This is a genomic window from Streptomyces sp. NPDC048604, assembly GCF_043199435.1.
GTDB lineage: Bacteria > Actinomycetota > Actinomycetes > Streptomycetales > Streptomycetaceae > Streptomyces.
In genome coordinates this window covers 22,662-35,119 of the sequence record NZ_JBICVX010000030.1, presented here as the reverse complement: position 1 = coordinate 35,119, position 12,458 = coordinate 22,662, and the positions used below count along the sequence as shown (strand labels likewise).

Genomic DNA, 12,458 nt, shown 5'->3' with positions numbered 1-12,458 from the left:
GCCCCCCATCCCGGGCCCCCCCCCCCCGCGCGGGGGGCCCGCCCGCGCCCGGCCCGCCCCTGCGCCCCCGGGGGCCCCCCGCGCCCGCGTTCAGCGGGTCTGGACCATGCGCGCGAAGACCACCACGTTGCCCGCGTAGCCGTTCGCCTTGGTGTAGCCGCCGCCGCAGGTGATCACCCGCAGCTCGGGGGCCCCGGTGTCGCCGTAGACCCGGACGCCGGGGAAGTTCTCCTTGGAGTAGACCTCCACCCCGTACACCTCGAAGACCGCGATCCGGCCGTCGTACCGCTCCACCTCGATCCGCCGGCCCTTCTCCATCGAGCCGAGGTTGTAGAAGACCGCCGGGCCCGCGGCGTTGTCGACATGGCCGACGATCACCGCCGTGCCCCGCTGGCCCGGGGCGATGCCGTTCTGGTACCAGCCGGCCATGTTGGCGTCCTGCGGCGGCGGGGCCTCGATCCAGCCGGAGGCGTCCAGGCCCACGTCCATCACCGGGGCCTTCACGTCGATGGACGGGATCCGCACCCGGGAAGCCGGGGCGAACGGCAGCGGGCGCAGCCCCGAGGGCGTCTCGGGGGCCACGCCGATCGGGCGGGTGTCCGGCGCGGATGCCGCGGCAGGCTGGGGCGGCCCCAGTTCGACGTCCACCCCGTTCCGCATCATCGCCAGGCCGGACAGCATCACGAGGGTGAGGACGCCCCACGGCTGGAGTCGCCTCTTCTCGCCGGTGCTGAAGTCCTTGGGGCCCATGGTTCTCCCTTCGCGGCGTCGTGGGGAACGTTAAGTCCGCCGCGGGCGACCGGCGATCCGAGCGGGGCGAACGGGTGGTGCGGGGCCGGGGGCGGCGTCCGGGTGATCACCCGTACGAGTCATCGTCATATGAGCGTTCTGATGGGTCGTGACCTGCGGATCCGTCAGACCGACGGTCCCGTGCCCCGGCGTGTCGGGTCACCGGGTGGCGCAGTCCCGAAATGCGGGGTTCTTCGTGAGTTGTGAGGGTTCGTCATGGGAGGCGTACTCGTCGAATTTCCCGGAGCACCGCTTCGGAGCGTCTTCCGATGGAGGTTCAACCATGCGTGCTGCACGCACTCTGGCGGTGACAGCCACCGCATTCGCGGCGATCGGGCTCGCGGCCCCGCTCGCGGCCGCCGACGGGAACCCCGGCGGACAGGGCGGGAACGGTGGCGGACCCCGAGACGTCACGATCAGCCCCGCGGCCGTTCACCAGGGCTCCACCCTCACCATCACCGTCAAGGGCTGCACCCGCGGCGGCACGGTGACCTCGAACGCCTTCCCGCAGACCAACCTGTCGGTGAACCCCAACGGCATCTCCACCGCGATCGCCCGGGTCTTCAACCACGCCACGCCGGGCAACTACAACCTCGCGGTCCGGTGCCACGACAACCCCAACGTCGCCACCCGCCAGTTCACCGTCCTCGAGGCCCGTGGCGCGATGGGCGGCCTCGGCGGCTCGCTGTCCCCGAGCTCCACCGAGATGGCCGTCGGCGGCTCGCTGGTCGCCGCCGCCGCGCTCGGCGGCGGTCTGTTCATCGTCCGCCGCCGCCACATGAGCAGCGGAAAGGTCTGACCGGCCGAACCTCCCGGTCCGGCCGAATACGCCCGCCGCGGCCGCGAGGACCAGGCCGCCGCCCGCCGCGAGCGCGACGGCGTCCGTGCCGTCCACCGAGCCGCCGAGACCGCCCCGCACGCCGCGCGGCGGCGTCAGGATCGTCGAGCTGGTGGTCGGGGCGGTGGTGGCGCCCTGGATGGTCAGGTCGACGGTGTCGGTGATGCCGCCGGTGCAGTTGAACGCGACGGTGTACACCGCGCCCCGCCTGGCGTCCCCGTCGACGGTGGCCGTGGTCGAGGAGCCCGGGGGGATGGTGGCGGTGTCGAAGATGCCCGAAGAAGCCGTCGCCGTGCTGGCGCAGCCGGGGGCGCGGAGGGTGATCCGCCCGCCCGGGGCGACGGTCGACGGTGTGATGACGAAGTCGCCGGGGGCCTTCGCCGCCCGGCGCTGGCCGGCGTTCGGAGCGGGGGCGCCATCCGACGCCACGGCGGCCGGAGCGGCAAGGGCGAGGGCGGCCGCCCCCAGTAGTGCGGTGGACGCGGCACGTATCGCGCGCATGGTGAATCCTCCGGTCCCGAGGCGCACCCGCGGAACGTTTTCCACATGAGGCAGGTCGTGCGCCCCGATGACCGCCACGCTAGGAGCGCACTATCACGGCCGCGATCCCAGACGGGCGAATGGGGCACGCATGTCACCCGAGTGGCCCATTCGAGGCGCCGCCGTCACCCCGTCACCTGCGGAAACAGGCTGGTGAACGGCCCGGCCGTGGCGGACAGCCCGCGGCCGAACGGCGCGTCGAAGTCCCAGATCAGGAAGAGCAGGAAGGCGATCAGGGCGCTGTAGAGGCCGGCGAGCAGCAGTTCCCGGCCGGTCCGCCGGATCTGCAGTGTGAAGATCAGGCCCACCGCCACCAGCGCCCCGGTGATCAGCCCGAACCACACCACCCCCGGCATCGTCGCCCCCGCGCCCTCGCCGCGGGCGTTGCGGGCGTCGTCCGCCGTCCCTACGAGGTCGACGAGCGGCTGGTACGCCTGCCCCTCGTGATCCGTGGCCGGCCGGTAGTCGCTCACCGAGCGGCGCACCTTGCCCAGCAGTTCGGCCCCGCGGTCGCTGAGTTCGCCGTGTTCCTTCATGTACGGGAACTCCTCGTCGACCACGTACGCCACGTACGTGTCGACGTCGGAGCGGATCCGCTCGCGCACCTCCACCGGCCAGACCTCCACCCGGGCGGAGATCTCGTGCAGCGCCTGGGCCTCCTGACGCACCGTCTCCTGGGCCGCGCCGCGCGCCTCCCAGACGCCGGCGATGGCGAGGCCGAGCACGATCGCGTACACCACGCCGATCATCATCGACATGTACTCGATGACGTCCGGGGTCTCGCTCGGATCGTCGTCCTCGCCGATCCGGCGGTTGTTGATGACCACGATGGCCAGGACGACGACGCAGGCCGCGGCCATCGCCAGGGTGAGAACAAGCCATTCCGACATGGGAATCCTTAGCTGAGCAGGAAGAGCGAAAGGGTCGGGCGGCGCGCGTGGTCAGCGCGAGCGCGGGCGCAGGACCGCGGCGGCGAGCATCGCGGGCGCGATGATCACGAGCGTCGTGGAGACCAGCGAGCCGCCGGCCTCGGGCTTGGAGCGGTGCGCCTTGCGGTAGACGGGCAGGGCCACCGGCGTCGCCCGCGGCGGCGCGGGCGCGGCCCGGGGAGGCGTGGGGGCCGCGGGCGGCGGCGGTTCGGGGGCCGGCGCAGGCGGGACGGGCCGGGCGGGCGGAGTGGGCCGGGGCGCCGGCGGGGGGTCCTGCCGTGCCGGGGGTTCCGGTTCCGGCGCCGGAGGTGGGGGCGGCGGAGGCGGAGGCGGCGGGGCAGACGGTTCCGGGGTCGGCGTGGGCGACGGCGTAGGGGTGGGGGTCGGCGTCGGGGTGGGGGTCGTGCAGGCGCCCGGCCCGGCGGAGGCGACCGCGTGCGTGCCGCCGGGCCCGACGGTCGCGTAGGCGCACGCGTCGGCCGCGGCGGGGACCGGGGCGGCGAGCAGCCAGAGCAGCGCCGTCGCGGCCAACGGCCGGGCGGCGCAGGAGAGATGGACAGACACGCCGAAGAGCATGATCGCGGTCCGGGCCGGCTACCCGGGGAAACGGCCCGGATTCCCCGGATGGAGCGGATCTTGCACCGCTCTCCTTGACGTGCCGGGAGAAAACTTCGGGCCGCGTTGAGTGCGCCGAGGGGTCTGCTCCGTACTCAGGACCAGAAGCGGCACTGACGGGGGTCGCCGAACAACACGCCTCATCTGTACGGGAGTCGACATGAAGAACTGGCGGAAGATCTCGCTCGCCGCGACCGCCGCGGCCGTCCTCGCGCTCACCACGGGGTGCGGCCAGGAGAAGGGCGAGCAGGGCCTCGGGGGAGCGCCCGCCGGAGCTGCCAACCCGGCCGCCGCACCGGGTGAGGCCGGCTACGGCGACGCGTACGGCGGCGGCTCGGCCGGCGCGCAGAGCAAGGCGGCGGGTCAGCTCGCCGTGACGGAGGACGAGAAGGTCGGCAAGGTGCTCACCGACGCCGCGGGCTTCACGCTCTACCGCTTCGACAAGGACTCGGCGAGCCCGCCCAAGGCGACCTGCGAGGGCGAGTGCGCCAAGGCGTGGCCGGTGGTGACACCGGCCGGCGCCAAGGCCCCGGCCGGCGTCGACGCCTCGCTGCTCGGCGAGGTGACCCGCTCCGACGGCACCAAGCAGCTGACCGTGGGCGGCTGGCCGATGTACCGCTACGCCAAGGACACCCAGCCGGGCGACGTCAACGGGCAGGGCGTGGGCGGCACCTGGTTCGCCTCCGGGCCCGACGGAAAGAAGGCCGCTCCCGGCGGCGGAGAAGGCGGAGGGAATGATTCCGGCCAGGAATCCGGAACGGACCTTCCCGGTCTCTCCGTGCGCAAGGACCCTGAACTCGGCGAGATCGTCGTCGATTCCCGCGGAATGACCGTCTACCGCTTCAAGAAGGATTCCGCCTGGCCGATGAAGACCGCGTGCACCGGTGCGTGCCTGGAGAAGTGGCCGGTCGTCGCTCCGGTCGACAAGAACGACACCGAAGGGATCTCCAAGAAGGGATTCGTCACCTTCGCCCGCCCGGACGGCATCAAGCAGCAGACCATCGACTGCTGGCCGCTGTACACCTTCGCCGGTGACGAGAAGCCCGGCGACACCAACGGCCAGGGCGTGGGCGGGACATGGTACGCCGTCTCGCCGGCCGGCAAGCTGGTCGGAGCGCCCAAGTAGGTCCCCCGCGCCGCGCATCCGGCCCGCCGGCCCGTCTTCGCCCCCCACACGCGAAGGCGGGCCGGTCGCACATGCCAGTGGTGTGTGACCAAGAACGGACCGGTAATTTCCGTTTCCACTCGCTCTCCGGGCGGCCGATCAGTAGCCTCGGCTCGAACAACGGTCACGAACATCTGGCCGCACCCCTAGGCGACTTGTTGGAGACATCGATGGAGCGTCCCGCCTGGGCCCCGCCCGGCATCGACATTTCGGTGCCGAGCGTGTCCCGAATGTACGACTTCTATCTGGGCGGCTCGCACAATTTCGAAGTCGACCGCGAAGCGGCCCGAAAGGCCATGGAGTTCCTGCCGGGACTCCCCAAGATCATGCAGGCGAACCGGGCGTTCATGCGCCGGGCCGTGCGGTACGCGATCGGCGAGGGCGTCACCCAGTTCCTCGACATCGGCTCCGGCATACCGACGTTCGGCAACGTCCACGAAGTCGCCCGGCAGGCCAGCCCCGAGGCCCGCGTGGTCTACGTCGACCACGACCCGGTCGCCGTCGCGCACAGCCGCGCCGTCCTGGAGGGCGACGAGCGGACCGCCGTCGTCGCCGCCGACCTGCGCAAGCCGCGCGACATCCTCAACAGCCCCGAGGTCGCCGGACTGCTCGACCTGGACCGCCCGGTGGCGCTGCTCCTCGTCGCCGTGCTGCACTTCCTGGAGGACCAGGACGACCCGTACGGCGCCGTCGCCGAGCTGACCGCCGCGCTCGCCCCCGGCAGCCTCCTGGTCGTCACCCACGCCTCGTACGAGGGCATCCCCGTCTCCGAGGAGCAGGCGTCCGGCACGGTCGGCGTCTACCGCGAGACCCGCAACCCGCTGGTGATGCGCAGTCACGAGGAGATCGCCGCCTTCTTCGCCGGCTGGGAGCTCGTCGAGCCCGGCCTGGTGTCCATGCCGAGATGGCGTTCCGAAGGTCCCCTGGACCAGGAGGACCCCTTCGCCTTCTCCGGCTTCGCAGGGGTGGGGCGCAAGGCGTGAACGTGCCGCCGACCTCCGGCGCCGGCGCGGAGCCGGACGACCCGGAGGACAGACTCCGACGGTTCACGACGATCTGGAGCCGGGCCGTCTTCCCGGTCACCGCCACGTCGCTGACCCGTGCCGAGGTGGCGGAGCATCTGCTTCCGCTCGCCCGGGAACTCAACGACGCGCTGCACGCGCGGACCTACGACCAGGCCGCCACCGCCGCCGCGCACCGCGCCGGCGCCGGACTCGTCGCCGCCCACTGCACCGACCCCGAGGCGCTCCAGCGCAGCCTCGGCGTCGTCGACTCGTACCTGGTGCTCTACTGCGGCGCGGACGGCGGCCAGATCTCCGAGGAGGCCCGCGCCCGCTGCGCCCGCCTCCAGCACGCCATGGCCGCCGGTTTCGCCCACGCGCTGCGCCAGCGCACCCTGAGCGAGCAGGAGGCCATCGCCCACTCCGCGCTCTCCGCGCGCAGCGCCGCCGAGATCGCGCTGCACGCCACCGAGACCCGGTTCCGGGCCGTGTTCGACGGCGCGGCCGTCGGCATCGGCATCGCCGACCTCGAAGGCAACGTCCTGGAGGTCAACGAGACCCTCACCCGGATGTTCGGCGGCCTGGAGACCACCGTCCGCAGCCGCAACGTCCAGGACTGGGGCCACCCCGAGGACGCCCCGCACGTCTGGAAGCTCTACGGTGAGCTGGTGCGCGGCGAACGCGACCACTACCGCGTCGAGAAGCCGTACTACCGCACCGACGGCACCGTCCTGTGGACCAATCTGACGGTGTCCCTGCTCCGCGACGCCGAGGGCCGGCCGCAGTACCAGCTCGCCCTGCTCGAGGACACCACCGAGCGCCGGCTGCTCAACCTCCGGCTGCGGTACGAGGCCACGCACGACGCGCTCACCGGACTGCCCAACCGGACGCTGTTCTTCGAGCGCCTGGAGAAGGCGCTCGCGCCGCGCGACGGCTCCCGCTTCGGCCTGTGCTACCTCGACCTCGACGGCTTCAAGGCCATCAACGACAGCCTCGGCCACTCGGCCGGCGACCGGCTCCTCGTGGAGGTCGCCGACCGGCTGCAGAGCTGTGTGGCCGCGCCGGTGGAGATGGTGGCCCGGCTGGGCGGCGACGAGTTCGTCGCGCTCACGACCGGGACGGGTACCGTGGAGGGCGTCACCGAACTCGCCCACCGCATCCTGCACGCGCTCGCCGCGCCCATCCGGATCGAGGGCCGCGAGCTGACCGTCCGCGGCAGCATCGGCATCGTCGAGGGCCCGGCCGGCGAACGCACCCCGGCGGAGGTGCTGCGCAGCGCCGACATCACGATGTACCGGGCCAAGTCGGCGGGCGGCAACCGCTTCGAGTTCGCCGACGCCGAGGCGGACGCCCGGGCGATCACCCGGCACGGGCTGACCACCGCGCTGCCGGCCGCGTTGGAGCGCGGCGAGTTCTTCATCGAGTACCAGCCGCTGGTGCACCTCGGCGACGGCAGCGTGCACGGCGCGGAGGCGCTGGTCCGCTGGTGCCACCCGCAGCACGGCGTGCTCGGCCCGGACCGGTTCATCCCGCTCGCCGAACACACCGGGCTCATCGTGCCGTTGGGGCGCTGGGTGCTCGAAGAGGCCGTCCGCCAGGCCCGGTTCTGGCAGACCCAGACACCGTTCTCGGGGGCCGGCGGCCCGCTGCGGATCAACGTCAACCTGTCGCCGACCCAGCTGCACCACCCGCGGCTTGTCGCCGACACCGTCGAGGTCCTGGAGCGCTCCGGCCTGGAGCCGGGCGCGCTCTGCCTGGAGCTCACCGAGTCGGCGCTGATCGGCGCGGACGAGGATCTGCTCAAGCCGCTGCGGCAGCTCGCCGAGATGGGCGTGGACATCGCGCTCGACGACTTCGGCACCGGCTACTCGAACCTGGCGAACCTGCGCCGGCTGCCGGTGAGCGTGCTCAAGCTGGACCGCTCCTTCACCCGGAGCATGCAGCAGCAGCCGGCGGACCCGGTCGACGTCAAGATCGTCGAGGGCATAGTGGCCCTGGCCCACAGCCTGGAACTCGCGGTCACGGTCGAGGGCGTGGAGACCGGCGCGCAGGCGGAGCAGCTCCGCGAACTCGGCTGCGACACCGCCCAAGGCTGGTACTACGCCCGCCCCGGCCCCCCGGACCGCCTCCACACCCTGTCCCTGGCGGACGCGGTGTGACGGGGCGGCGGGCGCCGCGTGTCGGGCGCCCGCCGCGTCCCGTTCAGTCCCCGCGCGGACCCGGTGCGTCCAGGAGCATGCGCTGGAGTTCTCGGGCGGCTCGAGGTGGGGCCACGTCCGAGCGGTGGGCCAGGGCGATGGTGCGCCGCAGGCCCGGTGGGGCGAGTGGGGCGACTCGCAGGTCCCTCGCGGCGTCGGCGACCATGCGGGGGACGACCGCCGTGCCGAGCCCGGCCCGTACGAAGCCGAGCACCGCGTCCATCTCGCCGCCCTCCACCGTGTACGAGGGCTCGAAGCCCTCGGCCCGGCAGGCCGCCACGATCAGCTCCCGCAGGTCGTAGCCGTGCCGGAACATCACCATCGGCCGGTCCCGCAGGTCCGCGATGCGCACCGGCCCCGGCTCCGGCGTCGCCGACACCGCCACCAGGTCCTCGCGGAACAGCTCGACGGTCGTCAGCGCCGGCGAGGCCGTCGGCAGCGGCAGCACCACGAGCGCCAGGTCCAGTGCGCCGCGGGCCAGCTGCCGTACGAGGTCGTGCGAGCCGCCCTCCTCGATGAGCAGCCGGATCCCCGGGTGGCGGTCGTGGAAGGCCCGCAGCACGTCCGGCAGCAGGCCCGTGCACAGGCTCGGCGTGGCGCCGAGCCGGACCCGGCCGCGCCGTAGCTGCACCAGTTCCTGCACCTCGTGCCGCGCCGTGTCGGTGTCGGCGAGGATCCGCCGGGCCAGCGGCAGCAGCGCCTCGCCCGCGTCGGTCAGCGCGATGTTCCCGCGCGCCCGGCTGAACAGCTCCGCCCCCAGTTCCTTCTCCAGCGCCCTGATCTGCTGGGAGAGCGAGGGCTGGGAGACGTGCACCCGCTCGGCGGCCCGGGTGAAGTGCCGGGTCTCCGCCACGGCCACGAAGTACTGGAGCTGCTGCAGCTGCATAGGCTCAGCCTATCGAGACCAGCAGAACCATGTCTTGGACCTCTCGGGGGTGCCCGTCCTAGCGTCGATGCCATGGCTCTGGCAACCAGGACGGACCGACGGCCGTCCACCCAAGGATCTCCACGACCGTCGGGCGGCTTCTGGGCGTCGACCATCGGCAAGAAGACCGTCATGGCCGTCAGCGGCCTGATCATGCTGGGCTACCTCGTCGCCCACGTCATGGGCAATCTGAAGATCTTCTTCGGCCCCGAGGAGTTCAACGCCTACGGCCACTGGCTGCGCGTCATGGGTGCGCCCGTGCTGCACCACTCCTGGGCCCTGTGGCTGGTCCGGATCGTGCTGCTCACCGCCGTGGTCGCGCACGCCGTCTCCGCGTACCAGCTCAGCCGCCGGGACATCAAGGCCCGGCCGACCCGCTACGCGCACCGCCGCAAGCGCGCCTCCTACGCCACCCGCACCATGCGCTGGGGCGGGATCATCCTCGGCCTGTTCATCGTCTGGCACGTCCTCGACCTGACCACCGGCACCGTCCACCCCGGCGGCTTCGAGGAGGGCCGGCCGTACCAGAACGTCGTGGACACCTTCTCCACCTGGTACGGCAACGTGATCTACCTGGTCGCGATGGCGGCCGTCGGCCTGCACGTCCGGCACGGCTTCTGGAGCGCCGCGCAGACCCTCGGCGTCGGCAACGCGCGCCGCGAACGGCTCCTGAAGCTCGCGGCCAACGGCCTCGCCCTCGTGCTGACCGCGGGCTTCGTCTCCGTACCCCTCGCCGTGATGACCGGACTGGTGGACTGACATGAGCTTCCTCGACTACACGACCGGCGAGCCGATCGCCGACGCCGCCGCCCCCGCCGGGCCGGTCGCCGAACGCTGGGACACCCGCCGCTTCCAGGCCAAGCTGGTCAACCCCGCCAACCGGCGCAAGCACACCGTGATCGTCGTCGGCACCGGTCTCGCCGGCGGCTCCGCCGGCGCCACGCTGGCCGAACAGGGCTACCACGTCGTCCAGTTCTGCTTCCAGGACTCCCCGCGCCGGGCCCACTCCATCGCCGCCCAGGGCGGTATCAACGCCGCGAAGAACTACCGCAACGACGGCGACTCCGTCCACCGGCTCTTCTACGACACCGTCAAGGGCGGCGACTTCCGCGCCCGCGAGTCCAACGTGCACCGGCTGGCCCAGATCTCCGTCGAGATCATCGACCAGTGCGTCGCCCAGGGCGTCCCGTTCGCCCGCGAGTACGGCGGCCTGCTCGACACCCGCTCCTTCGGCGGCGTCCAGGTCTCCCGCACCTTCTACGCCCGCGGCCAGACGGGCCAGCAGCTGCTGCTCGGCGCATACCAGGCGCTGTCCCGCCAGATCGCCGCCGGCAACGTCGAGCTGCACGCGCGCACCGAGATGCTCGATCTGATCGTGGTCGACGGCCGGGCCCGCGGCATCGTCGCCCGGGACCTCGTCACCGGGAAGACCGACACGTACTTCGCGGACGCCGTGGTCCTCGCCAGCGGTGGCTACGGCAACGTCTTCTACCTGTCGACGAACGCCATGAACTCCAACGCCACCGCCGTGTGGCGGGCGCACCGCCGCGGCGCGTACTTCGCCAACCCCTGCTTCACCCAGATCCACCCCACCTGCATCCCGCGCACCGGCGACCACCAGTCCAAGCTGACGCTGATGAGCGAGTCGCTGCGCAACGACGGCCGCATCTGGGTGCCGAAGGCGAAGGGCGACACGCGCCCCGCGAACGAGATCCCCGAGGACGAGCGCGACTACTACCTGGAGCGCATCTACCCGTCGTTCGGCAACCTCGTGCCCCGCGACATCGCCTCCCGCGCCGCCAAGAACGTCTGCGACGAAGGCCGGGGCGTCGGCCCCGGCGGGCAGGGTGTGTACCTGGACTTCGCCGACGCGATCCGCCGGATGGGCCGGGCGGCGGTCGAGGAGAAGTACGGCAACCTCTTCGACATGTACGCGCGGATCACCGCGGAGAACCCGTACGAGACGCCGATGCGGATCTACCCGGCCGTGCACTACACGATGGGCGGACTGTGGGTCGACTACGACCTCCAGACCACCGTGCCCGGCCTGTTCGCGATCGGCGAGGCCAACTTCTCCGACCACGGCGCCAACCGGCTCGGCGCGTCCGCGCTGATGCAGGGCCTCGCCGACGGCTACTTCGTACTCCCGTCCACCATCAACGACTACCTGGCCCGCGCGCCGAGGACCGAGCGGCTCAGCGACGACGACCCCGCCGTGCGGGAGGTGCTGGCCGAGACCGAGGACCGGCTGAACCTCCTCCTCTCCGTCGACGGCGACCGCACCCCGGACTCCTTCCACCGCGAACTCGGCGAACTCATGTGGGAGTACTGCGGCATGGCCCGCACCGAGGAGGGCCTGCGCAAGGCGCTCGCCCGGATCCCGCAGATCCGTGAGGAGTTCTGGCGGCGCATCAAGGTCCCCGGCACCGGCGAGGAGTTCAACCAGTCGCTGGAGAAGGCCAACCGCGTCGTCGACTACCTGGAGCTCGCCGAGCTGATGTGCCTCGACGCGCTGCACCGCGCCGAGTCCTGCGGCGGACACTTCCGCGAGGAGTCCCAGACCCCGGACGGCGAGGCCGCCCGCAGGGACGACGTGTTCGCCTACGCGGCCGCCTGGGAGTTCGGCGGCACGGGCGAGGCCCCCGTCCTCCACCGGGAGACCCTGACCTTCGAGTACGTCCACCCCACCCAGCGGAGCTACGCATGAAGCTCAACCTGCGCGTCTGGCGGCAGAAGAACGCCGACGCCGACGGCGCGATGACCACGTACCAGGTGGACGGGATCTCCCCGGACATGTCCTTCCTGGAGATGCTCGACACCCTCAACGAGGAACTCATCCTCCGGGGCGAGGATCCCGTCGCCTTCGACCACGACTGCCGCGAGGGCATCTGCGGCGCGTGCAGCCTCGTCATCAACGGCGACGCGCACGGCCCCGAGCGGACCACCACCTGCCAGCTGCACATGCGGTCCTTCCGCGACGGCGACACCATCGACGTCGAGCCCTGGCGCGCGGCCGCCTTCCCGGTCGTCAAGGACCTGGTCGTGGACCGCTCGGCCTTCGACCGCGTCATCCAGGCCGGCGGCTACATCAGCGCCCCGACCGGCGCGGCCCCCGAGGCCCACGCCACTCCGGTCCCCAAGGCCGACGCGGACTCCGCCTTCGAGCACGCCGAGTGCATCGGCTGCGGCGCCTGCGTGGCCGCCTGCCCGAACGGCTCGGCGATGCTGTTCACCTCCGCCAAGGTCAACCACCTCAACGTGCTCCCGCAGGGCGCCCCGGAACGTGAGACCCGGGTCCTCGACATGGTGGCGCAGATGGACGCCGAGGGCTTCGGCGGCTGCACCCTGACCGGCGAATGCGCCACGGCCTGCCCGAAGGGCATCCCCCTGCCGTCCATCGCCGCCATGAACAGGGAGTGGCTGCGCGCCCAGCGCAAGGCCCGCCGCTGACCCGGCGG

General features: G+C 72.3%; 11 protein-coding genes and 1 pseudogene. 7 read left to right on the top strand and 5 right to left on the bottom strand.

The genetic code is table 11. From position 1 onward, the window contains the following. Positions 1-90 precede the first annotated feature (90 nt). Entirely contained in the window at positions 91-750 is a 660-nt protein-coding gene (locus ACGFMM_RS35285; RefSeq protein ID WP_393650579.1) for a class F sortase, read from the bottom strand. Positions 751-1,072: 322 nt separating this feature from the next. Between ACGFMM_RS35285 and ACGFMM_RS35280 the strand changes: the two genes are divergently transcribed. After that, positions 1,073-1,588 carry a hypothetical protein gene (locus tag ACGFMM_RS35280; protein WP_393650578.1) on the top strand — a complete coding sequence of 172 codons (516 nt, stop codon included), beginning with the start codon at positions 1,073-1,075 and terminating at the stop codon, positions 1,586-1,588. A gap of 27 nt (positions 1,589-1,615) precedes the next feature. Here the strand turns inward: ACGFMM_RS35280 and ACGFMM_RS35275 are convergent. The 3 genes and pseudogenes from ACGFMM_RS35275 to ACGFMM_RS35265 all read right to left on the bottom strand — a co-directional run. Further along, positions 1,616-2,128 (bottom strand): annotated as a pseudogene (locus tag ACGFMM_RS35275) (hypothetical protein); the annotation flags it as partial. Between the two features lie 164 nt (positions 2,129-2,292). Beyond that, entirely contained in the window at positions 2,293-3,057 is a 765-nt protein-coding gene (locus tag ACGFMM_RS35270; protein WP_393650577.1) for a hypothetical protein, read from the bottom strand. 51 nt (positions 3,058-3,108) lie between these two features. Next, positions 3,109-3,660, bottom strand: coding sequence for a hypothetical protein (locus ACGFMM_RS35265; RefSeq protein ID WP_393650576.1), 552 nt, complete (start codon positions 3,658-3,660; stop codon positions 3,109-3,111). Positions 3,661-3,871: 211 nt separating this feature from the next. On the opposite strand from ACGFMM_RS35265, the gene ACGFMM_RS35260 reads away from it, so the two are divergent. The 3 genes from ACGFMM_RS35260 (at position 3,872) to ACGFMM_RS35250 (ending at position 8,036) form a co-directional block, all read left to right on the top strand. Next, complete coding sequence (locus tag ACGFMM_RS35260; protein WP_393650575.1) at positions 3,872-4,837, top strand: SCO0930 family lipoprotein; 966 nt, start codon at positions 3,872-3,874, stop codon at positions 4,835-4,837. Between the two features lie 209 nt (positions 4,838-5,046). Continuing rightward, positions 5,047-5,859 carry an SAM-dependent methyltransferase gene (locus ACGFMM_RS35255; RefSeq protein ID WP_393650574.1) on the top strand — a complete coding sequence of 271 codons (813 nt, stop codon included), beginning with the start codon at positions 5,047-5,049 and terminating at the stop codon, positions 5,857-5,859. Continuing rightward, positions 5,781-8,036, top strand: a complete 2,256-nt coding sequence (locus ACGFMM_RS35250; protein WP_393650573.1) for a putative bifunctional diguanylate cyclase/phosphodiesterase — start codon at positions 5,781-5,783, stop codon at positions 8,034-8,036. Before ACGFMM_RS35255 ends, ACGFMM_RS35250 begins: the two co-directional genes overlap by 79 nt. A 43-nt stretch (positions 8,037-8,079) precedes the next feature. Here the strand turns inward: ACGFMM_RS35250 and ACGFMM_RS35245 are convergent, their stop codons facing one another. Next, positions 8,080-8,961 (bottom strand): LysR family transcriptional regulator, encoded by an 882-nt coding sequence (locus ACGFMM_RS35245; protein WP_393650572.1) that lies wholly within the window; start codon positions 8,959-8,961, stop codon positions 8,080-8,082. Positions 8,962-9,033: 72 nt separating this feature from the next. Between ACGFMM_RS35245 and ACGFMM_RS35240 the strand changes: the two genes are divergently transcribed. From ACGFMM_RS35240 to ACGFMM_RS35230, 3 genes are read left to right on the top strand one after another with little or no spacing between them, the layout of a single operon-like run. Beyond that, complete coding sequence (locus tag ACGFMM_RS35240) at positions 9,034-9,759, top strand: succinate dehydrogenase (RefSeq protein WP_393650571.1); 726 nt, start codon at positions 9,034-9,036, stop codon at positions 9,757-9,759. Between the two features lies 1 nt (position 9,760). Further along, entirely contained in the window at positions 9,761-11,707 is a 1,947-nt protein-coding gene (locus tag ACGFMM_RS35235; RefSeq protein WP_393650570.1) for a fumarate reductase/succinate dehydrogenase flavoprotein subunit, read from the top strand. Beyond that, positions 11,704-12,450 carry a succinate dehydrogenase/fumarate reductase iron-sulfur subunit gene (locus ACGFMM_RS35230; RefSeq protein ID WP_393650569.1) on the top strand — a complete coding sequence of 249 codons (747 nt, stop codon included), beginning with the start codon at positions 11,704-11,706 and terminating at the stop codon, positions 12,448-12,450. Before ACGFMM_RS35235 ends, ACGFMM_RS35230 begins: the two co-directional genes overlap by 4 nt. The last annotated feature ends 8 nt before the right edge of the window (positions 12,451-12,458 follow it).